Here is a 24689-nt window from a genome sequence, read left to right as displayed (position 1 = left end):
GCTCAGGTGGTGCAGGTCGGTACGCCGTCCAGCCAGGCCGGGCCCTGGATGTAGATGTTGGTGACCCAGGCACGGTAGTCGGGGAGGTAGGACCAGGTGTCGTTGGTGTAGCCCTCGGCGGTGACGAGTTCGGCGTGCTTCTGGCAGGCGACCCGGATCGTCGTGGGGCCGGGGAAGGCGTAGACGCGGGCGGCCCTCGTGGAGGGCTGGGCCTTGGTCCAGACGCCGGTGCCCCAGGTGCGGAAGACGGGGCCCTCGACGGTGCCGGTGTTGACGCGGACGGCACCGAAGTAGTCGCCGCCGAGGCGGACGTCACTGACCATCAGCTTGGTCCCGGACTGCCGGGCCTCCACCATCTTGCCGGCGCCGAGGTAGAGGGCGATGTGGTGCAGGTCGGCCGAGGTGCCGTAGGCGAGCAGGTCGCCGGGGAGGAGCGGGGTGAGGCCGTCGGCCGCGGTGAAGCGGGCGGCGGTGCGGTGGGTGTAGTACTGGGCGCTCGCGTCACCGTTGAGGAGGTCCGCGCCGGTGGCCTGGGCGTAGGCGTAGCGGACCAGGCCCGAGCAGTCGAAGCCGACGCGTTCGGGGTCGTGTTCGCTGGCCGGGTCGGTGGGGTCCACCTTGCCGTGGGTGGGGCCGGGCTGCGCGCCGTGGCCCCCGCCCCAGGTGTACCAGACGCCCGCCGCGACCTGGGCGCAGGCGGCGTCGACGGCCCGTTCGGCCGCGGCGGTCGCGCCCGGGGCGAGGACGCGGCAGCCGCTGTCCGCCGCCTGCGCCGGTCCGGAGTGCCGGTCGGCGGCGGTCGCCGACGAGGTGAGGAGGAGAGCTGTCAGCAGGGTGATGAGTGTGCCGATGGCGCCGGTTCGCCGCAGCATCCGGTACCCCCGTTTCGTGGTCTGGTCGTGAGAAGGTGTGCGGCCCCCAGCGTTCCCGGGGTGTGGTGGGCCGGTCGAGGAGGCAGCGCGGGCCTTCTTCGACGGGCAACGGGAAACGCTCGGGAAACCCCGTCCGAGCAGGGCGGTTGCTCAGGGCTGTGGGCACGCGGAGGCGCCGGGTGCGGGCTCGCCGGGGAGCAGGGCACGGCGCGTCGCCGGGTCCGTCTCCCGGTCCAGGCGGCAGATCTCCGCCAGCCGTGTCCCCGTGTCCAGGTTCCACAGCCGTACCGTGCCGTCGGTGCCGCTGCTGGCCACCGTCCGCCCGTCGGGTGCGAAGGCCACGCCCCACACGGCGTCGGTGTGCCCGGAGAGCGTGGCCCACAGCCGCCGTCCGGGCACGTCCCACAGCCGTACCGTACGGTCGTTGCCGCTGCTGGCGAGGAGCCGGCCGTCCGGTGAGAAGGCCAGGCCGCGTACCGAGCCGGTGTGGCCCGTCAGCGAGCCGAGGAGCCGGTGCCGGGCCACGTCCCACAGCCGTACGGTGCCGTCGTTGCCCGAACTGGCCAGCGTGCGGCCGTCGGGGCTGAAGGCGACACCGCGGACGGCGCCGGTGTGGCCGGTCAGCGTGACCGGCCGACGGCGGTTCCGCAGATCCCACAGCCGTACCGTCAGGTCGTCGCCGGCGGAGGCCAGGGTCTGCCCGTCGGGGCTGAAGGCGACGCCGTTGACGTAGTCGGTGTGGCCGGTGAGGACGGCGAGCGGACGACGGCCGGGGACGTCCCAGAGGCGTACGGTGCGGTCGGCGCCGGCGGAGGCGAGCGTGCGGCCGTCCGGCGCGAACGCCACGGCGAACACGGCGCCCTGATGGCCGTGCAGCACGGCGCGGGGTCGGCGGGCCGCCGGGTCCCAGAGCACCACCGTGCCGCCGGAGCCGGCCGAGGCCAGGGTGCGGCCGTCGGGGGCGAACGCCACGGTGGTGACGCTGCCGGTGCCGCCCGTCAGGGTCGTGGGTGCGCCGCGCCGCCGGGCCGGGTCCCACAGTCGTACGGTGTGGTCGGCGTCCGCGGTGGCCAGCAGCCGCCCGTCCGGGCGGTAGGCGACGGCGGAGACCGGGCTGAACGGGCGTGCGGCCAGGGTCCGGCCGCGCAGGTCCCACAGGACCACGGACTGGTCGAACCCGCCGGTGGCGAGCAGTGTGCCGGTGGTGTCGACCGCCACGGACATCACGTAGTCGGTGTGTCCGGCGAGGGTGGTGACGACCCGTCCGCTGCGGACGTCCCACAGTCTGGTCGTGCCGTCCCCGCTCGCGCTGACGACGGTGGTGCCGTCGGGGGTGTAGGCGACGGCGTTGACGTCGTCGCTGTGCCCGGTGAGCGTCGCCGTCAGGCGGCGGCCGTCGACGTCCCACAGCCGGACCGTCCGGTCCACTCCCCCGCTGGCCAGGCCGCGGCCGTCGGGGGCGAAGGCCAGGCCGAGCACCCCGTCGGTGTGGCCGCGCAGGACGGCCCGTTGCCTGGCCCGGCCGGCATCCCACAGCCGTACGGTCCGGTCCGTGCCGGCCGAGGCCAGCGTGCGGCCGTCCGGGGCGAAGGCGAGCGCGTCGACCTCGCCGGAGTGGCCGGTGAGGCGGGCCGTCCGCCGGGGGGTGCCGGCCGTGTCCCAGAGCTGGACGGCTCCGTCGTCGGCGGCGACGGCGAGGGTGCGGCCGCGCGGGGCGAAGGCGACCACGCGGGCCGCGCGGGTGCCCGAAAGCAGGGTGGCGGGAGTGGAGCGGGCCGGGGACCAGAGCCGTACCGGTCCGTCGGTCGCCGTGACCGCGAGGGTACGGCCGTCCGGGCTGAAGGCGAGGGAGCGGATCCGGCCGGGGACGGTGAGCGTCGCGGTCGTCCGGTGGTCGGTCAGGCGCCACAGCCGGACCGTGCCGTCGGAGCTGCCGGTGGCCAGCAGCCGGCCGCCCGGCGCGAAGGCCACCGTGTTGACCGGTCCGCGGTGGCCGCCGAGCCGGGCCGTGAAGGGCTCGGCCTGGGTGCTCAGCAGGGCTCCGCGGGTCGTGGCGGTGGGTTCGGTGCGGTAGGCCTCGGCGGCGAGCAGCATGGACGCCTCGGGGCGGCCGCCGGCCAGCAGGGTGGACCGGACGGCGAGCGCCTGGGAGCGGGCGAGGCGTTCCTGGGCGAGTGCGTCGGCGCGCTGCCGGTGGGCGATGCCGCCGGCGGCCAGGGCGCAGCCGAGCAGCACGACGAGGGTGGCCACCATCGCCTGCCGCAGCCGGGTCTGACGCCGTGTCCGGCGCTGCCCGGCCTCCTCCTCCGCCTGGCTGGCGCGCAGGAACGCCTCCTCGACGGGGCCCAGCGGGCCGAGGCCGTCGGTGTCCGCCGCCCAGGAACGTACGGTGTCCAGGCGTGTGCCGCGGTAGAGCGCCGACGGGTCGCGGCCCTCGCGTTCCCATGCGGCGGCCGCGTGGGCGAGTCGCTGGCGGACGAGCAGGCCGGCCCGGTCGGCGCTGATCCATTCCCGCAGCCGCGGCCAGCTGTGCAGCAGGGCCTCGTGCGTGATCTCCACGCTGTCGCTGTCGACGGTGAGGAGCCGGGCGCGGACGAACACGTCGAGCGCGGTGTCGGCGCCCTCCGCGTCGGCCAGTTGCGTCATCAGGGCGGCACGGCCGACCCGGCGCCGGGTGGCGCCGGCCCCGTCGGAGACCTGCACCAGCCGGGACAGGATGCGCCGGATGGTCTGCTGTTCGGCGGGATACAGCTGGGCGAACGCGTCCTCGGCGGTGCGTGCCACGGCTCCCTGGATGCCGCCGGTGCTCTCGTACCCGGCGACGGTCAGCGTGCCCGCCTCGCGATGGCGCCAGGTGGCCAGCAGCGCGTGGGAGACCAGGGGCAGCGCCCCGGAGGGGACGCCGTGGGCGCCGGGTTCGCCGGTCAGTCCGGCGTCCCGCAGCAGCAACGGGACCAGGCCGGGGTCGAGGGTGACACCGGCGAGTTCGGCGGGACGGGTGATGGACTCGACCAGCTCCGCCGTGGTCATCGGGGGCAGGACGTAGAGGCCGTCGGTGAAGACGGGGGCGAGTTCGGGCAGGTCGAGACATCGGCCGGAGAAGTCGGCGCGCACGCCGAGGACGACCACGGCGGGATCGTGGTCGGGTGACGGCGGGGGCGCGGCGAGCGCGCACAGCACGCGGGCGAACGTGCGTCGTTCGGCGTCGTCGGCGCAGAGGGTGAACAGTTCCTCGAACTGGTCGACGAGCAGGACGAGCCGGGGCGGTGGTGGTGGCCGCCGCCCGGCAGGGGTCGCGTCCGCGCGGGTCCGGACGGCGGCCAGGAGGGCCTCGGGCCGCTCGCCCAGCCGGGTCGCGGTGAGGTCCAGGTCGCCGCCGAGCACCTTGGCGGTGCGTTCCAGCAGCTCGTCCACCGGGTGCGCGGTGGGCGTGAGGGTGACGACGGGCCAGCGGTCGGCCCCGGCCATCGGAAAGCCGCCGGGCCGCCGCAGGGCGGGCACCAGACCGGCGTTGAGCAGTGAGGACTTGCCCGCGCCCGAGGGGGCGACGAGCAGCAGCGGTCCCTTGCCGACTCTGCCGAAGACCCGCTCCACGAGGGCGGCCGTGGCCCGCTCCCGGCCGAAGAAGCGGCCGGCGTCCTGCGGGGTGAACGCCGACAGGCCCGGGTAGGGGCAGGCGGGGCCGGTGACATCGTTGCCGTCGGCTGGTTCCGCCCTGCGCTGCGGTACGACCAGACGCAGCAACTCGCCGTCGGCGCGCAGGATCTGGTCGCAGCGGCGGGCCACGTCGACGGTCGCGCGCTTCGCGCCGGTCTCGATCTTGCTGAGATACCCCTTGCTGTAGTGGGTCTGTCTGGCCAGGTCGGCCAGTGACAGACCGCGCTGCTGCCTCAGTCGTCGTAGCTGTGCGGGGAAGGACGGTGTGGTCGGCACCGTCCGCTCCCCGTCGTTGTCGGTCGGGTTGCCGGTGTCGGCTCCCTGTTGCGGCTCCCCCAAGGCGTCCCCCATGGCAAGCGTGCCCAGGCCGTGAGACGGCGGGAGCCCAGGTTACTGCCGGGGTGTGACAGGTGGCCCAGCCATGCGTGTGGAGTGGCCGAAAACAAGCTTCCGGAACCGCGGTCGCGGTTCCGGAAGCTTCCCCCGTGATGACCCCTCGGCCGGCCGTCGGTGGGGCGCGGCGGGCCGAGGGTCGTGGACCTGCGGGCCGTGCTGCCTACGGCCGGTTCAGGGTGATGGAGTTGATCGGCGTGAGGTCGGCGTACACGCCCGTCCCCTCGGCGATGGGCGTGCCGCAGCCGACGCCGTTGTAGCCCGTGCACAGGCTCGCCGTGGCGCCGCCGTACTGGTTGTTGAGGACCCAGTGCCGTCCGACCTGGTTGCTGAGGTTGTGCGGCCCGTAGCTGTAGAAGACCAGGCTCGGCGACTGGGCCGGGTTCTGGTTCTGCGGGTACACGCACACCGCCCCGTCGGGGCAGCCGGCCCACGGGTCGGCCGCCGGCTTGGCGTGGGCCGCGCCGCTCATGGCCAGTACCGCCGCCGTGGCGGTCGCGAACGCGGCGCCGGCACGCATCATCTTGCGCATGGTTCCCCCTTGCGGTTCTCCTGCCTCGTGGCAGGTCGTGCCTGGAGTTGACGACCATCACGTTCCCGCCGCGGCCGGCCGGAGTCGACGGGTTTCCCGTCGCCCGTCGCCTCCGCGCCCGGGAAACCGCGCCTGACCAGCGGGAGCGGGACAGGTGGGCAACCTGGGCTGTACGTCGCGGTCGGCGGGGATGCCGTCACGCCCGGAAGGCCGCGGTCGCGATGTCGGCGAAGGAGCGGATCAGCGGGTTCCTGTCGCCCTGCCGCCATGCCACCACCACACGGCTCGACGGCATGTCGGTCAGCGGCACCACGATGAGTCCCTCGCCCGGCTCGTGGTCCAGGAGGGTCATGCCGACCGTGCCGTTCCAGAGCACGGCCTGCCGGCATTCCGGCACGACCCGCACCACCGGGCCCTGGCGGGGCTCCCGCGAAGTGGGTCACCCCGAAGCAGAGCGCGGAGGCCAGTCGACGTCCTCGTGCCGGAGCACGCGGAGGATGCCTTCCAGCAGGTAGCAGCCGGCGTAGGGCAGCGAGATCTCGATGCCGTCATCGGCCGGGCGGTTACGGGTACAGCGGGCCACCACCGCGTCCGCGCGGGCGGAGTTCCTCGTCAGGCAGGTGTCCGACAGCGCGGTGAGCAGGCATGGGCGAAGACCCCTTCCGGCAGGGCGGGGACCGTGTGCCGGACCGACGGCAGAGGGAGGCGGCAGGCTGAGGGGATGCGTGAGAAGACTTCGCCGGCCGGCGGGGCGGTGCCGTGGCTGGTACGACCGTCCGCCCGGTCCTGGCACTGCGCACCGGCCCCCGCCGAGGTACGGAACTTCCACGCCTCCCTGCCCGGTTACACCCCGACCCCGCTGACTGAACTACCACCGCTCGCAGTGGAGTTGGGGGTGGGCCGGGTCTTCGTCAAGGACGAGTCGGCGCGTCTCGGCCTGCCGGCCTTCAAGGTGCTGGGCGCGTCATGGGCGGTGCACCTGGCGCTGGCGGCACGTACCCGCGGTCCGGTCACCCTGGTCTGCGCCACGGACGGCAACCACGGCCGCATCGTGGCCCGGCTGGCCCGGCTGCACGACCGGCGCGCACACGTCTTCGTCCCGCAGGACATCCATCCGGACACCGCGGCGGCCATCGCCGGCGAGGGCGCGGCGGTCACCCGGGTGCCGGGCCCGTACGAGGAGGCCGTGCGCCGGGCGGACGAGGCGGCCCGGGCGCCGGACGCGGTGCTGATCCAGGACACCGCGTGGGAGGGGTACGAGACCATCCCCGGCTGGATCGTCCAGGGCTACTCCACGCTCTGCGCCGAGACGGACGAGCAGGTGGCCGCCGCCGGAGCCGCCCCGCCGGGACTGGTGGCCGTTCCGGTGGGGGTCGGCTCGCTGGCGCAGGCCGTCGTCACCCACTACTGCAGCCGTACGACGACCCCGGGCCCGGCCCTGCTGTCGGTCGAACCGGAGTCCGCCGCCTGCCTCCTGGCCAGCCTCGCCCGAGACGCTCCGGTCGACGTCGGCACCGGCGAGACCACCATGGCCGGCCTGAACTGCGGGACACTGTCCAGCACCGCCTGGCCCGTGCTGCGTGCGGGGCTGGACGCCGCGGTCACCGTCACCGACACCGACAGTGCCCGTGCGTCCCGCGACCTCGCCGCGCTGGGCGTCTCCTCGGGCCCCTGCGGTGCCGCCGCACTCGCCGGTGTCCGCGCGCTCCTCACCGGCGACGGCGCCGGGGAACGCCGCGAGCGGCTGGGGCTGGGGCCCGACTCGGTGGCCGTCCTGCTGAGCACGGAGGGCACGGCCGCCAACCCGCACTCGCTCCCTTGACGCCGAACTGAGCGCGGCTCACCCTCGACAACGTGAGAGACAAGCCCGGTCGGGCGCTGTTAGTTTGCGGCTGTGGATCTCTTCTCTCGCTCGTGGGCGGCCTTGCTGACCGCGGTCGGCGCGCTCCCCGACGAGGACTTCGCGCGGCCGTCCGGCTGTGCGGGCTGGCTCGTCCGGGACCTGGTGTGCCATCTGGTCATCGATGCTCAGGACGTGCTGATCACCCTCGTGACGCCCACCGCGGCTGAGCCGACGCGCACTGCGGTGACATACTGGAACGTCACGGGCACCCCGCCGGCCGGTGACGACCCGCTGGACGCGCTGACCGTCCGGCTGGCCGCCGCGTACGAGGAGCCGCGGCTGCTGAAATTCCACCTGGACGACGTCGGTTCGGCCGCCGGCCGCGCGGCGGAGCTGGCCGATCCGGATCAGCGGGTGAGCACACAGGACATGGTGCTGACCGTGGGCGACTACCTTTCCGCGTACGTGCTGGAGTGGACCCTGCACCACTTGGACCTGATCGCGCACGTCCCGGGCGCGGCGCAACCGCCGGCCGAGGGCCTCGCCCGGTCCCGCGCGATGCTGGAGGAGATCGCCGGGGCGTCCTTCCCGGGGGCGTGGTCCGACCAGGACGCCCTGCGCATCGGCACGGGGCGCCGAGCCCCGACCGACACCGAACGGATCCAACTGGGCGCCTTGGCCTCGAAACTCCCGCTCGTCCTCGGGTGAGCGCGTTCGCCTTCGGGGCGGCCGGGCAGGTGCCGGGGGGCAGGCGATTTCTGAGTTCCTCCGTCATCCGGTCCGGCAGGCCGGGGAGAACGGTGTCAGGCCGGCGTGGGCGAGGGGAGTCGGGGGGGCGTAGCCGGTGCTCTGCGCGTCCGAGGTGTAGGCGCGGGTGGCGGGGGCGAGGCCGGTGTGCGCGTCGCCGAGGCGGGCCTGGGTCTCGTAGGAGCCGTCGCCCGAGTAGGTGTACGCCGCCAGATCGGGGGGGCGGTCGTGGTCGAAGTCGGCCACGGCGATGTCCTTCGTGACGCGCAGGTGGAGTCGGACGGTCCGGCGGCTGCGGCCGGTGCCGGAGAAGGGGCCCAGCCTCAACTCGGCCGCCGGGGCGGGATCGGGTCGTCGCCGCCCTGTTCCTCGCCCGCCACGACGACCAGATCGCTCCAGCCGTCCCGGTCGAAGTCCGCCACAGCGGCGCTCACATACTCCTGCCGGCTGCCCGGGCGGTCGGCCAACTCCCTTGCGGTGACGGTCATCTCGTGCGACGAGCCCATGGCGAAGGTGACGGTCAGCAGGGTGCCGTGGTGGGACGGGTCGGTGATCCGGTCCGGACGGCCGTCGTCGTTCACGTCGGCGATCAGGTCCCCGGACCCCGTCAGGCACGCGATGACGCCGGGCGGTCCGGTCGGGCGGGGCGGGGACTTTCCCGGGGAGTCCTCGGCGCCGGGTAGGAGCAGCAGGGCTGCCGCCGTCGAACAGGCGGTGCGGGTGAGGCGTCTCGGCCGGGAGCGGCCGTGGTGTGTGGTACGCGATCACCGCGGGCGGCGGGGGCGCGGAACAGCGCATCGACGCCGGCCCGCTGCCGGCGGACCGGTGGGTGCACGTGGCCGTCGCCTACGGGTCCGGCACCGCCGTGCTGTACGTCGACGGCCGCGAGACGGGCCGCAACACGGGCGTCACCGTGGAGCTTCGCAACTTCGGCAACCACATCCGGGCCGCCTACATCGGCCGCTCCCAGTACCCGGACCCGTATCTGAAGGGAGCCGTGGACGACTTCCGCGTCCACGGCCGCACGCTCACCCCGGCCGAGGTCACCGCCCTGGCCCGGACCTGACGGCACCCGAAGGCCATCGTGGCCCGGCAGCCCGGCAACGGCCGGCTGCCGGGTCCCGGCGTCTACTCGGTTTTGCCGCCTCGCCAACGGTGAAAACGGGTTGACCCACCCGTATCATCCAGGTGTCGCACCGCCAGGAGCGGAGGGAAAGATGCCGGAAAGCGCTGGGCCCGTCACCGAACTGACCTCTCAGTACGTCAGCCAGGTGACCAACGACCTCGAACACAACCTCAAAGAGCAGGAACGCATCACGGCCGAAATCGCCGCGCTGCAGGAGCAGTTGACCACCCTGCAGCACGACCACGCCATCCTGCTCAACATGCAGCAGGCGCTCGGCATCGCCGCACCGACCGGTGGCGTGGTCGTACCCTCCCCTCGGAAGAAGAGCGGAGGCACGCAGCGTACCGAAGCCAAGAAGCCGGCGGCCAAGACCGCGGCCGCCAAGTCGGCCACGGCCAAGACGACGGCGAAGAAGCCTGCGGAAAAGAAACCGGCGGCGAAGAAGGCGACTTCCGAGCCGGCTCAGCCCACTCTGGTCGAACTCGTCCGCCGGCACCTGGCGGAACAGAACGAACCGCGCTCGGCCGCGGAGGTCACCGAGGCGCTGGGCCGGGCGTATCCGGAACGCGGCGTCCAGACCAAGGTCGTACGCGCCACCCTGGAGAACCTCGTCGCCAGGAACGGCGCTCAGCGCACCAAGCAGGGCTCGTCCGTCTTCTACACCGTGCCCGCCGATTCCGCGGAGGAGACGGCAGAGGGCACCGACACGGGGACGTGACGGCCGCCGCTTGCGCCGAGCCCCGAGGTCGCGGCGGGATGCCGGGTGTGCTCGTCGACGGCTTCGGGCGACAGCAGCGACGGCTCGGACGTTCGGGGTTTCGTCAGGCGGACGGCCGGTCGGCGGGATCGAAGCTGGCGAAGTAGGCGGCGGCCATGTCCTCGTCGGCGTGGCCCTGCGCGGCGGCGCGCTCCAGGCGTGCGGCGCTCGCGGCGGCCACGTCCAGCCGCACACCGTGTGCCTCGCCCGCCCGGACGATGAGCCGGGCGTCCTTGGCGGCCGTGGCCACCGCGAACTGGGCCGGTGTCAGCTGCTCGTCCAGGATGAGCTTGGACTTGGCGCGCAGGTACCCCATGTCCAGCGGGCCGCCCGCGATCGCGTCGAAGAAGCCCTGCGGGTCCACGCCGAGCGCCTGGGCCAGGGCCAGCACCTCGCCGGTCGCGGCGGTGGCCGCGAGGACCCAGCTGTTGGCGACCAGCTTCAGCCGGGTGGCGGTGCCGGCCGCGCCGTCCTCGCCGGTCCACACGGTACGGGCCCCGACCGCGTCGAACACCGGGGTGACGGCGGCTCGGTGCCCGCTCGGGCCCGCGGCGAGGACGAGGAGCCGGCCGGCCTCGGCGGGCTGGCGGGTGCCCAGCACCGGCGCGTCGAAGAACACCAGGTCGTGGTCGCGGGCGAAGCCGGCCAGGTCGCCGATGTCCTCGAGGCCGGCGGTGGTGGACTGCACCCAGGCGGCGCCGGAGCGCAGCGCGGGGGCGGCCTCGCGCATGACGTCCAGGGTGGCCGGGCCGTCGTAGAGCATGGTCAGGACGGCGTCGGCGCCCTCGACGGCCTCGGCGGGCGTGCCGGCGATGTGCGCGCCGTCGGCGGCGAGCGGTTCGGCCTTGGCGCGGGTGCGGTTCCAGACCCGGACGGTGTGTCCGGCCCGCACGAGGTTGCGGGCCATTGCGGCGCCCATGATGCCGGTGCCCAGGACGCTCACGGTGAGCTTGTCGGTCATGACGTCAACTTTCTGAATCCTGTGGGGGCTTTGGAGGCGACGCGGACCAGGCCGTCCAGCCACCGATCTGCGTCTCCTGGGTGAGGATACGGATCCGGCCGCCGGGAAGATCCTCCACCAGCCAGGTGTGCAGCACGTGGAGCCGCTCCTCCGGTGTGCCGTCCTGCCGGGCCGTCCAGGACAGCCGGCCCGGGTCTTCTCCGGCGCGCGGCCGGGTACTGGTAGCGGGGGCGGCTTGGGAATTCGTTACCGGCCGTCCCCGAACGCTCCGTACTGTGACCCGATGACGACTCAGGTGATCCTTCTCAACGGTGGTTCCAGCGCGGGGAAGACCGGAATCGTGCGGTGCCTGCAGGCGGTACTGCCCGAGCCCTGGCTGGCGTTCGGGATCGACTCGCTCGTGGACGCGCTGCCGCCGGGATTGCGCGGGGCGGACGGCGGGATCGACTTCGCCGATGACGGCGGAGTGCACGTCGGGGCCGGCTTCCGGGCCCTGGAGGCGGCTTGGATGGAGGGCGTCGCGGCGACGGCTCGTGCGGGCGCCAGGATCGTCGTGGACGACGTCTTCCTCGGCGGGGCGGCCTCCCAGCAGCGCTGGCAGAAGACCCTGGCCGGCCTGGCCGTGCTGTGGGTCGGCGTCCGGTGCGATCCCGAGGTCGCCGCGGCACGGGAGCTGGCCCGAGGGGACCGGGCCCAGGGCATGGCAGCGGCCCAGGCCGAGCTGGTGCACCGAGGCGTGACCTACGACCTGGAGGTGGACACCGCCCACACCGAGTCCCTGACCTGCGCCCGAACCATCGCCGCCCACGTCGGCTGACCGGCGGGCATGGCGAGGGTGACGTGCCGCGGTTCGAGGCGCGGTTCCCACCGGCCCGGGTCCTGTTCGGCCGTACCGGCGGGGTCTTCGGCCCGGCACTTCGCCGGAGCACTGTGGCAGGGCCCGGCGCGTCCGGTGGACTTGCCGCTGGCGGGATGCGGAGCCGGTGGGCCCCGCGGCGACGGCCGGTACCGGTCCTGTGAGGGCCGACCGGCACATTAGGAGTACGGCAGCGGCCGGTTGCACACCGCCTGATCCCGGCTCCGGGCCGCGGCTCACCCACCGTCCGCGCCGTCTCCCCCGGCGCCTCGAGACGCGGGCGGAACCGCCGTACCCGGTGCCGGCTGTCCGGGCCCACCGGCCCACTGCGGCGGCACCGGGGCGCCGTTGACGTACGGGTACGCCATCGCGAAAGCCGGCGGCGGTGCCAGGGGCTTCGGCGCCGGGGCGGTGCGCTCCAGCCGCCGGCGGCGCAGCCACCAGGCCACGGCCGCCGTGTACAGCGCGATGCCCACGACGTCGAGCGCGACCATCTGCCATGGCGCGTCGGCCGCGCTCTCGTCGCTGCCCAGTCCGCCCACGACGGCGGCCGAGGCGCCGAAGGCGAGGAGGTTGTTGACCGCGTGCAGGGCGATGGACGCCTCCAGTCCGCCCGTCCGCCAGGTCAGCCAGCCCGCGGCCGTCCCGAACACCACCAGGTCGGCGAAGCCCCAGGGAGTGCCCCAGCCGTGGGCGGCGGCGAACAGCACGGCCTGCGGCAGCAGGGCGGCCCACGGCGAGCGCAGGTACGCCCCGGCGGTCTGCGTCAGCCAGCCGCGGAACACGTACTCCTCGGCGGCCGCCTGCACCGGCACGAGCACCAGCAGCATGGTGAGGGCCTTGCCGAAGGCCGCCCAGCCCACCCACGGGCTCTCCGCCTCGCCGTCCGCGGGCAGCAGGAACATGCCGCCCATCGCGAGGGCGAGGATCGGGACGGCGGTCAGCACGCACCGCAGCAGCCAGCGCCATCTCAGCCGCCCGGTCACGGAGGAGACCGTGCCGGCCCGGCGCCTGCCGATCCAGCGCACGGTCAGCACCAGGACGGGTATCGCCACCGCGATCGAGAGCAGGTCCACGGCGGTGCCCGAGACGGGCCCGAACTCCGGCCAGCCGTCCGCGTCTTCGCGGTATCCGAGGGACAGCCCCAGAGCCGCACTGGACAGCATCAGGAGGACCACGGCGACCAGATAGGTCACGGCCGCCACCAGCGTCCCGAGCAGGGGGCGCCACCACCGATAGCGCGGGGAGAGACGGGCCAGGCGGTGGTAGGGCAGTTGCTCGGTGGTCTGTGGCTGTGTCATGCCGCCAGCCTGCCCGCACACGCGCCCGCGTGCCATCGGCCTGAGGCATGACCGGATTCTCTGTCCCTGGTTGGTGCCCGCCCTCTGTCTCTGGTGGGAGAGACCCCTCCCCCTCGGGTCCGGTGCCCGGCGCACGGCCGGCCTCTACGCTCGTCGGCGACATGGAGGCGATACGCAACTGGCTTCTGCCCCTGCTGCTGCGGCCGGGCAGGGCGCCCTGCTGTGGCCCGGCGTTGGCACCGCCGGCACACCCGGCGGACCGGCGCTGTTCTGCGCGCTCAGCGCGCTGGCCCTGGAGACGGCCGCGCCGGGGCGGCGCCGGCCCGTACCGGTGCGGGCGCTGGCCTGCACCCTGGGTGCCCTGGTCCTGGGCGGACTCGCGTGGCCCCGGCCCGCGCTGCTGTCCGACATGGCGATCGCGCTCGGCGTGTACCTGCTGTGCGCCGGCTCGGGGAGGCACGGCGCCAGTGGCTCGCCGGCCGGCTCACCGCGGCCCGGCGGCTGGCCGGGGCGGAGCAAGCCCGCCGGCCGGCGGCCGGCGGCCGACCACGAGCGCCGGCGACTGGCCCGGGAGCTGCACGATGTGAGCCCCCATCACCTCACCCCGGTCGTGGTGACCGCCGACGCCGCGCGCCGGCTCCACGACAGCAGGCCCGATCTGGCCGCCGAGGCGCTGTCGTTCGCGGAGCGCACCGGCGCGGAGACCTCACGGCTCTGCAACGGCTGGTGGCCGGCCCGTCGGCCGAGGTGATCCACGGCATCGTCCGCGAGGCGCTCACCAACGCCCCGCCACCGCCCCCGGCCGGCGGGCCCCTGGGCCGGCTCACCCAGCGGGAGCGGGAGGTCCTGCTGAAGATCGCCTCGGGGCTGACCAACGCCGAGATCGGCGCCGAACTAGGCGTCACCACGGGCACGGTCAAGAGCCATGTGAACGCGCTGCTGTCCAAGCTCGGCCTGCGCGACCGGGTGCAGGCCACGATCCTCGCCTACGAGACCGGCCTGATCACCCCGGGCGGTGTCCCGCAGGGCTGACCTCGTACCGGCCCGCCGTGGCCGCCGAGGTCGATGTCCGTTCCCCGCCGGTGCTCCCCGATGCCGTCGGATGGGATGGAGCCATGACTTCACGAGTGGAACTGCGGGGCAGGACGGCACTGGTCACCGGCGGGAGCCGGGGCATCGGCGCGGCGACGGCACGGCGTCTGGCACGGGAGGGCGCGGACGTGGCCCTGACCTATGTGCACGACAAGGACGCGGCCGAGGGCGTCGTACGGGACATCGAGGCGCTGGGGCGGCGGGCGGTGGCCCTGCGTGCCGACTCCGCGGACGCGGCGGAGGCGGCGGGCGCGGTACGGCGCGCGGCGGAGGAACTGGGCGGGCTGGACGTGCTGGTGGGCAACGCTGCCGTGGGGGTGATGGGGCCGTTGGAGAGCCTGTCCCTCGCGGACATCGACCGGCTCCTCGCGGTGAACGTGCGCGGCGTCTTCCTGGCCGCCCGGTCGGCCGCCGCGCTGATGGGGGCGGGCGGGCGGATCATCACGGTCGGCAGTTGCATCGCGGCGCGTGTGCCGGGCCCCGGGGCCACGCTGTACGCGATGAGCAAGTCGGCCGTCGTCGGGCTGACCAAGGCCCTGGCGCGGGAGCTGGCCGGGCGGGGCATCACGGCGAACGTCGTGCACCCGGGCCCGACCGACACGGACATGAATCCCGCGGACGGGCCGCACGCGTCGGGCCAGGCGTCGATGACCGCCCTGGGCCGCTTCGGTACGGCCGAGGAGGTGGCGGCCATGGTGGCGTTCCTCGCGGGGCCGGAGGCGGCGTACGTGACGGGCGCGGAGTTTTCGGTGGACGGCGGATACGCGGCGTGACGGGCGGGGAGGGCGTCGGCGTCAGGTCTCGTCCAGGCGGCGTACGTCCTCCTCGTTCCACTTCCTGGTGTCGCGGGGCCGGGTGTAGGGCTCGGCGCGGGGCGGATGGCCGCCGGCGATGGCCCGCTGCCGCAGGGTCTCCGCGTCGAACTCCAGGCCCAGCAGGACGGCCAGGTTGGTGATCCACAGCCAGACCAGGAAGACGATGACGCCGGCCATGGTGCCGTAGGTCTTGTTGTAGGAGGCGAAGTTGGCGACGTAGAACGCGAAGCCGGCGGAGGCGGCCATCCAGATCAGCAGGGCGAGGAGGCTGCCGGGGGTGATCCAGGTGAAGCCCTTGACCTTGGCGTTCGGGGTGGCCCAGTACAGGATGGCGATCATCACGGTGACGAGCAGGACCAGCACCGGCCACTTGGCGATCGCCCAGACGGTCAGTGCCGTGTCGCCGAGGCCGAGCGCCTGCCCGGCGCGGCGGGCCAGGGGCCCGGTGAAGACCACGATGAGCGCGCCGGCCATGGTGAGGATCATCAGGACGACGGTGACGCCGACGCGCACCGGGAGGATCTTCCACACCGGGCGACCCTCGGGCATGTCGTAGACGGCGTTGGCGGCGCGGATGAACGCGGCCACGTAGCCGGACGCGGTCCACACGGCGAGCACGATGCCGACCAGGGCCATGACCGAGCCGACGCCGGCGCCGTTGCGCAGCTGTTCCACGGCCCGGGTGACGATGTCCCGGGCAGGGCCGGGCGCGAGGCCGTTCAGGTTGGCCAGCACCCGGTCGGTGAGCGATCTGCCGGCGACGGCCAGCAGGGAGACCAGCACCAGCAGGGCGGGGAACAGGGACAGGACGGCGTAGTAGGTGAGCGCCGCGGCCCGGTCGGTCAGCTCGTCGTCCGCGAACTCGCGCAGGGCGCCCCTGAAGGCCGCGGCCCACGCGCGGCGGGGCAGTTTCGCGGGGGTCCGGGGCGCCCGCCGCTCGACCTCCGGGGCGGGACCGGCCTCCTCCGGCGCCGGGATCCGCGGCGCCGGGGTCTCGTCGGCGGCCTGCCGGTGGTGCCGCCGGGGTTCGTGCAGCTTCGCCATACCTGCCGGGTAACCCGGCAGCACGCCCTCAAGCCCTCCGCCGGGCCCCCGTGTGCCGGGCGGTCTGCCCGGAGGCCTCCGCCCGGCAGCGGGGGCGGAGGGTGTTCCGGGCAGACCGGGTGCGGTACCTCAGTGGGCGTTGGCGAACCGCTTGAACGCGGCCTTGGTGCCGGATCCGGCGATGCCGTCGATGGGACCGCGGTAGCCGTAGCCGTCCTTCAGGAGCCGCTGGAGCGCCTTGATCGTGCCCTTGCCGACGACGCCGTCGATCGGGCCGGTGTAGCCCCAGTACTTCTTCAGGCAGCGCTGGAAGGCCTTCCAGCTGTTGGTGCCGAGCTTGCCGTCGATGGAACCGCGGTAGTTCCAGTACGTCTTCAGCCAGCGCTGGACCTTCTTCGCCTGGGTGGCGTTCAGCCCGAGGTTGTTCGACGCCTGCGGGATGACGGCCTCGCTGACCGCCGCCGGCTGGGCTGCCGCGGGTGCGGCGAAGCTGGTGCCCGCCGCCGCCAGGCTGCCCGCGGCCAGCGCCACGGTCGTCGTGGCGGCGAGGAGGGTCCTGGTGAGGATGTTCGTCTGCATGTGTTTCCCCCTGGTTGACGAGTGCCTCACGGCACGGCACACAAGCTACGTGCCGGGGCTCGGCCCGTCGCCAACCCGGGAGTTGACCTCTGGCTCCACCGGCCGCGGTACCGCCGGGCCGATGTACAACCTCCGCGGTAGGTCCAGGGGGCGCACACCGCCGGCGCTCAGCCCCTGCCTCCGCTGAGGTTCCCCCACCGGGGTCCGATCTGCTTCCACTCCTCGTCCCACTCGGCCATGCGCCGCCGGATGAGCCGGCTGCGGACCAGCCATCCGGCGCCCCAGACCAGCGCGCCGGCCGCCGGGGCGACGAGGGCGCCGGTCAGCGCCGACTGCAGGTCGGCCGCCGCTCCGGTGACGGGGGCGGGGACGACCCGGTCGGACTGGTTCGTCCACACGGTGAGCCGGGTTCCGGCGGGGGCGCCCGGGAGGACCTTCGCCCGGTCGGTGTGCACCGAGCCGTCCGCGTCCGTCCAGCGCACCGCGGCCCACACCCGCCCGTCGTCGTATCCGCTGCCCGCGGCCGGGGTGCGCGCCGCGTCGTCGGTGAGTACGGCGGCCACGGGGTGCACCTGGGACAGCCGTGCCGCGAACGCCGACTCGGAGGCCTGGGCCGCCACCACGCCCGCGAAGATCCCGGCGACCAGGGCCAGCAGCCAGCCGGCGAGGACGATCCAGGCCTCGACGACGTCGCTGTGCCGCTTGAGCGGGTTGCGCCGCCACCGCCACAGCCGCACCGGGGTGACCGTCGTGGGGGGTGTCCGTGTCATCGTCACCGCCTCCTCTCGCGCGCCGGCGGCCCGAACCCGGGGCGGCAGCCGCGGTCTCCCGACCCGGTGTCCCGCGCGAGGGTCATGACACCATCCTGCACCTGTCCACGCCCGTCGTCCGCTGCGGACCGGTGCTTGTCTTCCCGGCCCTGGCCGCCCGGCTCTAGGAGGGCGTGAGCGGCAGATCGTCGGTGTAGGCGTTGACCGGCTGGGCGACGGGGGTGGCGTCCCGGACGTCGAGCGCCGCCTCCGCGGTCCTGGTGCCGAGGGTGCCCCGCGGGTGCCAGGTGCCGGTCACCGCCAGCCAGGTGTCGGCGGGCGGCGCCTCGGTGCCGTACATGCGGACCTTGACCGTCTGCGAGTCCGCCGCGCAGCAGGTGAAGATGATGCGGGTCAGGTACCAGCCGCCGTCGTCTCCGGCCGGGGTGACGAAGCCCGTCAGCCGCACGGTGCGCTTCCCGACGGCCCGGCTGCGGTCCTGCTGGACCCGCTTGGTGAAGTCGGTGAGGGTCATCGGCAGCGGCGATGTCGCGGGCAGCGGGGCGAATCCCTTCTTCTGCACGGCGACGGGCTTGCTGTTGGCGCGGGCCGCGGTGTACGCGCCGAGCGCGGGCGGGGCGTACAGCAGCAGGCTGAGCGCGGGCAGGAAGAGCAGCCAGGCGACGCGCGGGGTGCCGGTGTGGTCGTGGCCGTGCTCGTGTCCGGTGTCCCCGGAGGGGTGGTGACGGTCCCGGACGGCCGCCCCCGCCAGGCCGAGCAGCAGCAGGACCAGCCCGGACGCGATGAGCAGCGGGCGCAGTCCGGCCTTGACGTAGCGCAGGTAGGTGTCGGTGAAGAGGGCCGCGTGCAGCAGGCCGATGCCGGTCAGCGCCAGGAGCAGGGTCTGGACGGGGCGTTTCACAGCAGCGCGCCTCCGATCAGGACGCTCGCGGCGATCGCCACGACGGTGGTCGCCGTGGAGAACCGCCAGGCGAAGGCGCGGCCGAAGGTGCCCGCCTGAAGGGCGATCAGCTTCAGGTCGACCATCGGGCCGACCACGAGGAAGGCGAGCCGGGCGGTCGGCGAGAAGCCGGTGAGCGAGGCCGCGACGAACGCGTCCGCCTCCGAGCAGACCGCCAGCAGGACGGCGAGGGCGGCCAGGAAGAGCACCGAGAGCCAGGGCGAGCCGGAGAAGGTGTCGAGGACGGAGCGGGGCACGGTGACGTTGAAGGTGGCGGCGGCCATGGCACCGAGCACGAGGAAGCCTCCGGCGTGCAGGAAGTCGTGCTGGAAGCCGAGCCGGAACTCGGTCCAGCGGCTGTGGCCGTGCCGGTGGCCGGTGTGCCGGTGGCGCAGCAGGGGGCGCAGCCACTCCTCCTTGCCGAGCCAGAGCCACAGCCAGCCCATCACGGCCGCCGTGGTGAGGGAGGCCAGCAGCCGGGCGGCGACCATCGCGGGGTTGCCGGGGAAGGCGACGGCGGTGGCCGTGAGCACGACGGGGTTGATCGCCGGGGCGGAGAGCAGGAAGGCGAAGGCGGCGGCCGGGGTGACGCCCCGGCGGATCAGGCTGCCGGCGACGGGGACGGAGGCGCACTCGCAGCCCGGCAGGACCGCGCCGGCGACCCCGGCGACCGGTACGGCGAGGGCCGCCCGCTTCGGCAGCACCCTGCTGAACAGGTCGGCCGGCACGAACGCGTTGATGGCGCCGGACAGGGCGGTGCCGAGGAGCAGGAAGGGGAGCGCCTGGACGGTGATGGCCAGGCAGACGGTGCGCCAGGCCTGGACGGCCGGATCGTCGAGCCACTGTGTGCCGGCCAGCAGGAGCACGGCCGTGACGGCGGCCGTGAGCGCGAGGGCGGCGCCGAGCGGCCGGGGCCGGATGCGGCGCACGGCCGGACCGAGGGGTACGGCCGACACACCAACCAGTTCATCCGTTTTTTCCATGGTCACTCCGGATGTCGGTGTCCGGCCGACGATAAGCGAGGAGGACGGCCCGGCCGCGCGTACACGCCGCCCCGGGAGCGAGCCGGACCCCACAATGCGCTCCATCGGTGGCTCTTCTCACAATCCGGGCGAATCGGGGCCGAAGGTGACCGGTGCCACGTCGCCGGGCGCGCGCGGTGGCTACGTTCGTGACCCATGTCCTCCCGCCACTCCCGCACCGCACGGACCAAGGCCGGCGCCCTGCTGGCCTCGGCCACGGCCCTGCTCTCCGCCGGCCTCCTGCACCCGGCCCCGGCCACGGCCGCCACCACCGCACCCTCCGGACACCCCCCGGGGCACGCCACGGCCGCCGTGCTCGACCTGGACGGCGCCGGCGGCACCCCCGTGCTGCACGGCGAGGACCGGGCGTACGACACCGCCAGCATCGTCAAGGTCGACATCCTCGCCGCGCTGCTGCTCCAGGCGCAGGACGCGGGACGGCAGCTCACCGCGCAGGAGAGGAAGCGCGCCGAGCCGATGATCCGGCGCAGCGACAACGCGGCGGCGAATGCGCTGTGGCGGCAGATCGGCCGGGCCTCCGGGCTGGCGGCGGCCAACAAGCGCCTGGGGCTGACCTCGACGACGGGCGGCCCGGGCGGCAAGTGGGGCCTGACCCGGACCACCGCGAGCGACCAGATACGGCTGCTGCGGGCGGTGTTCGGCGCCGGGGGCGCGGTGCGTGCGGGCTCCGGCGGGCTCGACGCGCGGTCCCGCGCCTATGTCCGCACCCTGATGAGCAAGGTCGTACCCGAGCAGAGCTGGGGCGTCTCCGCGGCCGGCACCGAGGACTCCGGGCGAGCCCTGAAGAACGGCTGGCTGGAGCGGAACACCACGGGCCTGTGGGACGTCAACAGCGTGGGCCGGGTCACGGTCAAGGGGCACCGGTACCTCGTCGCGGTCCTGTCGGACGGCAGCGCGTCGATGGACGACGGCGTGTCCCTGGTGGAACGGACGGCCCGCGCGGCCGTGTCCTGAGGGGAACACCCGGGCCCGGGCGGTACGGTAGCGGCTCACTGGTTCAAACCAATCCCGGTTCCCTGTGACACGCCTGTGACAGTCGGCGGACAGCTTCATGAAGTCCGGCTAGCAATCTGGTGGAACAAGGGCAAATCGCCCTAAACGGACAGCCCCCCAGCCGTTCCGCCGGAGGAACCACCATGAGCGCCATCCTCGCCCCGTCGCACACCGAAGCCCCCGCCCCCGCGCTGGCTCCGCGCGAGCGGGAGACGCTCCGGCACATCGCCGCCGGCCGCACCTACCTGCAGACGGCCCGCCACATGGGACTGTCCACCCACACCGTGGACGCCTACCTGCGCCGCATCCGGGCCAAGTTCAACATCACCAACACCGCCGAGCTGACCCGCATGGCCATCGCCCTGGGCCTGTGAGCCACGGGTGCCCGGCGAGCCGGGAAACGGTGGCAGGATGCCGGGGTGGATGTGATCTTGCGAACGGCCGGGGGACTGCTGGGGACCGAGCTGTCCGACCCGGTCGACCTGGGCGGCAGCCGCCGCAGCTCCGTCCTGCGCTGCCGCACGGCGGCGGGCGGCACGGTGATCGTGAAGGCATTCGGCCGGGAACCGGAGGCGCTGCGTTCCTTCGCCTCGGAGGCCGCCGCGCTCTCCCTTGGCGCGGGCCCGGCCCTGCTGGGCGTGGACCCGGACACGCCGCTGCTGGTGATGGAGGACCTGGGAGCCGCGCCGACGCTCGCGGACGTACTGCTCGGCGACGATCCGAAGGCGGCGGCGGACGGCCTGCTGGCCTGGGCCGGCGCGCTCGGCCGGCTGGCCGCAGGCTCGGTGGCCGGGCGCGCCGACTTCACCCGGCTGGCGGCCCGGTTCGACCAGGGCGTGCCGTCGGGGCCGGACGACCCGTGGATCGAGCGGTGCACCGCCGAGCTCCCCGTGCTGCTCGCGCGGTCGGGGATCGCCGTGCCGCCGGACCTGGCCGGTGAGCTGGCCGGCATCGGCACGGCGGGCGGTGACCGGTACCCGGCGTTCACGCCCGGCGACACCTGCCCCGACAACAACCTGCTCACGGCGGACGGCCTGCGCCTGATCGACTTCGAGAGCGCGACCTTCCAGTCGGTCTTCCTGACCGCCGCCTACTGCCGGATGCCCTTCTCCACCTGCTGGTGCGTCTTCCGGCTGCCCGCGGGCCTGGCCCGGGAGGCCGAGCAGACCTATCGCTCCGAGGTCATGGCCGTCTATCCGGAGCTGGCCGAGGACGCGGTGTGGGAGGCGGGCCTGCGCCGGGCGATCGCGCTCTGGACGGTCCACGGGACCGTGTACCTGCTGCCCCATGCCGGCGAGGACCGGCCGATGCACCGGACCCGGCGCCCGGTTCCGACGGTGCGCCAGCTGCTGCGGCACCGCTGGGAGACCGCGCGCACGCTCACGGAGTTCCCGGCGCTGGCCCGGACCATGGAGCTGCTGCTGGACGACCTCGCCCGTGACTGGCGGACCGCCCCGCTGGCGGAGTACCCCGCCTTCCGGAACTGAGGGCGGCGGGAGCCGGGAGAAGGGGCAAGGTGCCGTCCGGGGCTTTTCGGCCGCCGCGGAAGGGGCACGCGGTCGGGGTACGACTTCCGACCGGAGGGGCGGTACCGCGATGGCCGAGTACGAGCGTTCCCGCACCATGCCCGCACAGCCCGAACACGTCTTCGACCAGGCGGCCAACGTCGACCAGCTCGACGCCTGGCTCCCGGACGCCGTGCACGTGGACGTCGAGGAGCCGCCCGCCGTGACCGTGCACGAGGACATCTCCGGCCTGGACATGCCCGCCCTGTTGCGCTCGGAGCCGGAGCAGATGCGCCTGGAGTGGGGCACCCGCGAGCAGGGCAGCTACACCGGCTGGCTCCAGGTGGCGGGCATCGGCAGCGGGGCCAGCGAGGTGACCGTGCACCTGTCCTTCTTCGACGACGGCCACGATCCGGGCGAGCAGGCGGTGTACGACGCCCTCGACGGCAGCCTGCGAAGGCTGGAGGAGCAGGTGCGGCTGCGGGTCGACAACGCGGGCGGCTGAGGTGCCGCCCCCGGTGCGCCGGCATCCGCTGCGTCTGACGACACCGGTCAAGCAACACGTCTTCGGCGGCCGGGCCCTCCCCGACCGGCGGGAGCTGATGGCGGACCCCGGCGGGCTGACCAGCGACCGCCCGCACGGGCCGCGCTTCGAGTCGACCGGGAGCGGCTGCGCCGGGCGCTGCTCGCGCGGGACTCCGGCTGTCCGGTCCGCCACCGGTACGGCGGCATCAGTCCGCCAGCGCTTCGCGGAGCGTTGAAGGCGTGAGCCCGAAGGTGTCGCGGATATCGCTGTCGTCCACGAGGAACGGACGCTCGGACATGTAGCTCATCTCGGCGAACTCCCGCCACAGCGGATCGGTGAAGGACAGCAGCGTCAGATCCCGTTCGGTGAGCGGCTCCAACCGCGGTTCGGGTGCTCCGTGGAGTTCGGCGAGTTCCGTCGCGGCCTGTCGCAGGGTTGTGGTGATGACCGGGGCGTGCCAGGCCCGTCCCCAGGCCTGCTCGTCGCCGCCGACCGCCACCAGCGCCGCTGCGACGTCCTCGGTGTACGAAAACGAATGCGCCGCATCGGGGTCGCCATGGACGAGAGCCAGTTCACCTTCGCGGACCCGAGGCGCGACCAGCAGCGTGAACGCTGAGACTGCGCCTGGGCCCAGGTACTGGCCGGCTCGCACCTCGGTGGCCCGCAGCCGCCCTTCGTCGTGGGCCTCCTTGGCCTGCCGCCACAGCTCGGCCCTCACCCGGCCCTTTCGGGTGTTCGGGACCATCGGGGTGCGCTCGGTGACCGGCCCGGCGGTCTGCTGATAGCCGTAGTGGTTGCCGAGCATCACGTAGTCGGCCCCGGCCCGCTCGGTCGCGGCGAGGATCGAAGCGAACAACGGGGGCATGGTGTCCGGCCAGGTGTGGTAGGCGGTCATGGCGGCGTTGAAGACCGTGGTCGCTCCGGCCAGTGCCTCGGTCAGCTCGTCAGTGCGGCCCGCGTCCAGGGCGATCCGTTCCACGCCGGGGTGGTCAGGGCCACTGCCGCTGCGTGTGATGAGGCGGACCCGCTTGCCGCCGTCGGCCAGTTGCCTGGCTGTCGCGACTCCGGTCGCGCCTGCCCCGATGACGACTGATTCAGCCATGATTTCTCCGTTATCCCTTTGAAGTGGAAGGTTTCCCTGACAGGGAAACGTGGTTCGCGGGGCCCCGACCGCTCGCCCAACTCTGCCGCGCGGAAGCGGGATAGGGTCAGTGGCCTGAAAGCCACGAGGTCCAAGGATCTAGCCATGCATCGTGTCGCCGTCCTGGCCGTCCCTGCGGTCAAGCCCTTCGACCTGTCCATGCCGTCGACGCTGCTCGGCGCCGCCGAACTCGACGGACGCTCCGGCTATGAGGTGACGGTGTGCACCGCCAGGCCCGGTACGGTCGCGGCCTCCGGTGGCATCGAGGTGGTGATCCGGCACGGCCTCCAGGCGGTCGCGGCGGCGGACACGGTGATCGTCCCGTCAACCGCCAGCCGGCACGACGCCGAGCCGGCCGCACTGGACGCCTTGCGGGAGGCGGCCGCCGCGGGCAAGCGCGTAGCCTCGATCTGCAGTGGCGCCTTCGTCCTCGCCCAGGCCGGGCTCCTCGACGGCCGTGCTGCCACCACCCACTGGGCCCTGGCCGAGGAACTGCAGCGCGCCTTCCCTGCGGTGCGCGTGGACGCCGACCGGCTGTTCGCCGAGGACGGACCGATCGTCACCGGTGCGGGCTCGGCCGCCGGGATCGACCTGTGCCTGCACCTGATCAGCTCCGACTACGGCGCGGCCGTGGCCAACGCGGCCGCCCGCGCCGCTGTCGTCACCCCAGTGCGCCACGGCGGGCAGGCGCAGTTCGTGCAGACCCCACTACCGGCCAAGACCGACTCTCCATTGGACGCGGCCCGCATCTGGGCACTGCAACATTTGGACCAGCCGATCTCCCTGCACGACCTGGCCGGTCAGGCCGGAGTCAGTGTGCGGACCCTCACCCGCCGCTTCACAACCGAGACTGGCGTGACCCCGTTCCAATGGCTGCTCCAGCAGCGGCTGCTGCGGGCCCGCGAGCTGCTGGAGACCACCGATCTCACCGTCGACCACGTGGCCCGCCGCAGCGGCCTCGGCTCCGGCGAGTCGCTCCGCCAGCACCTGAGCCGCCACATCGGCATGACCCCGGCCGCCTACCGAAACGCCTTCACTCACCGCCCGACCGCGACGACCGGTCGGTGACCGCGCGTGACTCGGCCCGGATACGGCGGAGTGTCCACGTGTGCCATGGGGATGGCCCGGCGTCGGCGATTCGGGGTGACGAGCCGGGAAATGGACGGCGTGAGTGAGCAACGCTTCGATGTGTGGGC

Annotated in this window: 27 protein-coding genes and 1 pseudogene; 13 read left to right on the top strand and 15 right to left on the bottom strand. The window is 73.8% G+C overall.

Features of this window, described 5'->3' with window-relative positions; translation table 11 throughout:
• Window positions 1–2: 2 nt before the first annotated feature.
• The 5 genes and pseudogenes from ACIP4Y_RS32005 to ACIP4Y_RS31985 all read right to left on the bottom strand — a co-directional run bounded on the left by ACIP4Y_RS32005 (window position 3) and on the right by ACIP4Y_RS31985 (window position 6037).
• Window positions 3–872, bottom strand: a complete 870-nt coding sequence (locus ACIP4Y_RS32005) for an NlpC/P60 family protein (RefSeq protein WP_401399149.1) — start codon at window positions 870–872, stop codon at window positions 3–5.
• 150 nt (window positions 873–1022) lie between these two features.
• Window positions 1023–4880 (bottom strand): helix-turn-helix domain-containing protein, encoded by a 3858-nt coding sequence (locus tag ACIP4Y_RS32000; protein ID WP_401399147.1) that lies wholly within the window; start codon window positions 4878–4880, stop codon window positions 1023–1025.
• Between the two features lie 205 nt (window positions 4881–5085).
• On the bottom strand, window positions 5086–5454 hold the full coding sequence (locus ACIP4Y_RS31995) for a hypothetical protein (protein WP_358647990.1): 369 nt from the start codon (window positions 5452–5454) through the stop codon (window positions 5086–5088).
• A gap of 196 nt (window positions 5455–5650) precedes the next feature.
• Window positions 5651–5881: pseudogene (locus tag ACIP4Y_RS31990) on the bottom strand (LysR family transcriptional regulator); the annotation flags it as partial.
• A gap of 12 nt (window positions 5882–5893) precedes the next feature.
• A complete protein-coding gene (locus tag ACIP4Y_RS31985; protein ID WP_401399145.1) occupies window positions 5894–6037 on the bottom strand; it encodes a hypothetical protein in 144 nt (47 codons plus the stop codon).
• 138 nt (window positions 6038–6175) lie between these two features.
• On the opposite strand from ACIP4Y_RS31985, the gene ACIP4Y_RS31980 reads away from it, so the two are divergent.
• Window positions 6176–7276, top strand: a complete 1101-nt coding sequence (locus ACIP4Y_RS31980; RefSeq protein WP_401399143.1) for a pyridoxal-phosphate dependent enzyme — start codon at window positions 6176–6178, stop codon at window positions 7274–7276.
• Between the two features lie 72 nt (window positions 7277–7348).
• Entirely contained in the window at window positions 7349–8005 is a 657-nt protein-coding gene (locus tag ACIP4Y_RS31975; protein ID WP_401399142.1) for a maleylpyruvate isomerase N-terminal domain-containing protein, read from the top strand.
• Between the two features lie 63 nt (window positions 8006–8068).
• Here ACIP4Y_RS31975 and ACIP4Y_RS31970 read toward each other — a convergent pair whose 3' ends face one another.
• Window positions 8069–8290: a hypothetical protein gene (locus tag ACIP4Y_RS31970; protein ID WP_401399140.1), complete on the bottom strand. Its 222-nt coding sequence runs from the start codon at window positions 8288–8290 to the stop codon at window positions 8069–8071.
• A gap of 77 nt (window positions 8291–8367) precedes the next feature.
• On the bottom strand, window positions 8368–8625 hold the full coding sequence (locus tag ACIP4Y_RS31965; protein WP_401399138.1) for a hypothetical protein: 258 nt from the start codon (window positions 8623–8625) through the stop codon (window positions 8368–8370).
• Between the two features lie 170 nt (window positions 8626–8795).
• Here ACIP4Y_RS31965 and ACIP4Y_RS31960 point away from each other — a divergent pair, with 170 nt between their 5' ends.
• On the top strand, window positions 8796–9110 hold the full coding sequence (locus tag ACIP4Y_RS31960) for a LamG domain-containing protein (protein ID WP_401399136.1): 315 nt from the start codon (window positions 8796–8798) through the stop codon (window positions 9108–9110).
• A gap of 151 nt (window positions 9111–9261) precedes the next feature.
• Window positions 9262–9888, top strand: a complete 627-nt coding sequence (locus ACIP4Y_RS31955) for a hypothetical protein (protein ID WP_401399135.1) — start codon at window positions 9262–9264, stop codon at window positions 9886–9888.
• 103 nt (window positions 9889–9991) lie between these two features.
• Here ACIP4Y_RS31955 and ACIP4Y_RS31950 read toward each other — a convergent pair whose 3' ends face one another.
• A complete protein-coding gene (locus ACIP4Y_RS31950) occupies window positions 9992–10888 on the bottom strand; it encodes an NAD(P)-dependent oxidoreductase (RefSeq protein ID WP_401399133.1) in 897 nt (298 codons plus the stop codon).
• Window positions 10889–11171: 283 nt separating this feature from the next.
• Between ACIP4Y_RS31950 and cpt the strand changes: the two genes are divergently transcribed.
• Complete coding sequence (gene cpt / locus ACIP4Y_RS31945) at window positions 11172–11705, top strand: chloramphenicol phosphotransferase CPT (RefSeq protein WP_401399132.1); 534 nt, start codon at window positions 11172–11174, stop codon at window positions 11703–11705.
• Between the two features lie 275 nt (window positions 11706–11980).
• Here cpt and ACIP4Y_RS31940 read toward each other — a convergent pair whose 3' ends face one another.
• Entirely contained in the window at window positions 11981–13045 is a 1065-nt protein-coding gene (locus ACIP4Y_RS31940) for a lysostaphin resistance A-like protein (protein ID WP_401399131.1), read from the bottom strand.
• Between the two features lie 73 nt (window positions 13046–13118).
• Between ACIP4Y_RS31940 and ACIP4Y_RS31935 the strand changes: the two genes are divergently transcribed.
• The 3 genes from ACIP4Y_RS31935 to ACIP4Y_RS31925 all read left to right on the top strand — a co-directional run bounded on the left by ACIP4Y_RS31935 (window position 13119) and on the right by ACIP4Y_RS31925 (window position 14910).
• Entirely contained in the window at window positions 13119–13796 is a 678-nt protein-coding gene (locus ACIP4Y_RS31935) for a histidine kinase dimerization/phosphoacceptor domain-containing protein (protein WP_401399129.1), read from the top strand.
• Window positions 13772–14077, top strand: coding sequence for a response regulator transcription factor (locus tag ACIP4Y_RS31930; RefSeq protein ID WP_401399128.1), 306 nt, complete (start codon window positions 13772–13774; stop codon window positions 14075–14077). The genes ACIP4Y_RS31935 and ACIP4Y_RS31930 overlap by 25 nt, the downstream gene beginning before the upstream one ends.
• Before the next feature lie 83 nt (window positions 14078–14160).
• Complete coding sequence (locus ACIP4Y_RS31925; protein WP_401399126.1) at window positions 14161–14910, top strand: SDR family oxidoreductase; 750 nt, start codon at window positions 14161–14163, stop codon at window positions 14908–14910.
• A gap of 21 nt (window positions 14911–14931) precedes the next feature.
• Here ACIP4Y_RS31925 and ACIP4Y_RS31920 read toward each other — a convergent pair whose 3' ends face one another.
• The 5 genes from ACIP4Y_RS31920 to ACIP4Y_RS31900 all read right to left on the bottom strand — a co-directional run bounded on the left by ACIP4Y_RS31920 (window position 14932) and on the right by ACIP4Y_RS31900 (window position 19268).
• Complete coding sequence (locus ACIP4Y_RS31920) at window positions 14932–15996, bottom strand: YihY/virulence factor BrkB family protein (protein ID WP_401399124.1); 1065 nt, start codon at window positions 15994–15996, stop codon at window positions 14932–14934.
• Window positions 15997–16125: 129 nt separating this feature from the next.
• A complete protein-coding gene (locus tag ACIP4Y_RS31915) occupies window positions 16126–16575 on the bottom strand; it encodes a peptidoglycan-binding protein (protein ID WP_401399123.1) in 450 nt (149 codons plus the stop codon).
• 167 nt (window positions 16576–16742) lie between these two features.
• Window positions 16743–17345, bottom strand: coding sequence for a hypothetical protein (locus tag ACIP4Y_RS31910; protein ID WP_401399121.1), 603 nt, complete (start codon window positions 17343–17345; stop codon window positions 16743–16745).
• A gap of 163 nt (window positions 17346–17508) precedes the next feature.
• Window positions 17509–18246 carry a TIGR03943 family putative permease subunit gene (locus ACIP4Y_RS31905; protein WP_401399120.1) on the bottom strand — a complete coding sequence of 246 codons (738 nt, stop codon included), beginning with the start codon at window positions 18244–18246 and terminating at the stop codon, window positions 17509–17511.
• Window positions 18243–19268, bottom strand: coding sequence for a permease (locus tag ACIP4Y_RS31900; protein ID WP_401399118.1), 1026 nt, complete (start codon window positions 19266–19268; stop codon window positions 18243–18245). Before ACIP4Y_RS31900 ends, ACIP4Y_RS31905 begins: the two co-directional genes overlap by 4 nt.
• A gap of 195 nt (window positions 19269–19463) precedes the next feature.
• On the opposite strand from ACIP4Y_RS31900, the gene ACIP4Y_RS31895 reads away from it, so the two are divergent.
• The 4 genes from ACIP4Y_RS31895 (at window position 19464) to ACIP4Y_RS31880 (ending at window position 22331) form a co-directional block, all read left to right on the top strand.
• Window positions 19464–20282 carry a serine hydrolase gene (locus ACIP4Y_RS31895; RefSeq protein WP_401399116.1) on the top strand — a complete coding sequence of 273 codons (819 nt, stop codon included), beginning with the start codon at window positions 19464–19466 and terminating at the stop codon, window positions 20280–20282.
• A 182-nt stretch (window positions 20283–20464) separates the two neighbouring features.
• Window positions 20465–20695 (top strand): response regulator transcription factor, encoded by a 231-nt coding sequence (locus ACIP4Y_RS31890; protein ID WP_208030166.1) that lies wholly within the window; start codon window positions 20465–20467, stop codon window positions 20693–20695.
• A gap of 51 nt (window positions 20696–20746) precedes the next feature.
• Window positions 20747–21808, top strand: coding sequence for a hypothetical protein (locus tag ACIP4Y_RS31885; RefSeq protein WP_401399114.1), 1062 nt, complete (start codon window positions 20747–20749; stop codon window positions 21806–21808).
• 109 nt (window positions 21809–21917) lie between these two features.
• Complete coding sequence (locus ACIP4Y_RS31880) at window positions 21918–22331, top strand: SRPBCC family protein (RefSeq protein ID WP_401399112.1); 414 nt, start codon at window positions 21918–21920, stop codon at window positions 22329–22331.
• A gap of 226 nt (window positions 22332–22557) precedes the next feature.
• Here the strand turns inward: ACIP4Y_RS31880 and ACIP4Y_RS31875 are convergent, their stop codons facing one another.
• The gene (locus tag ACIP4Y_RS31875; RefSeq protein WP_401399110.1) at window positions 22558–23454 is read right to left on the bottom strand and encodes an NAD-dependent epimerase/dehydratase family protein; all 897 of its coding nucleotides are present in this window, start codon (window positions 23452–23454) and stop codon (window positions 22558–22560) included.
• 144 nt (window positions 23455–23598) lie between these two features.
• Here ACIP4Y_RS31875 and ACIP4Y_RS31870 point away from each other — a divergent pair, with 144 nt between their 5' ends.
• Complete coding sequence (locus ACIP4Y_RS31870) at window positions 23599–24561, top strand: GlxA family transcriptional regulator (RefSeq protein WP_401399108.1); 963 nt, start codon at window positions 23599–23601, stop codon at window positions 24559–24561.
• The last annotated feature ends 128 nt before the right edge of the window (window positions 24562–24689 follow it).

The organism is Streptomyces sp. NPDC088810 (assembly GCF_044750305.1).
Taxonomy (GTDB): domain Bacteria; phylum Actinomycetota; class Actinomycetes; order Streptomycetales; family Streptomycetaceae; genus Streptomyces.
Note: the sequence above shows the minus strand (reverse complement) of the source record. Positions and strands in the feature narration are given on the sequence as shown.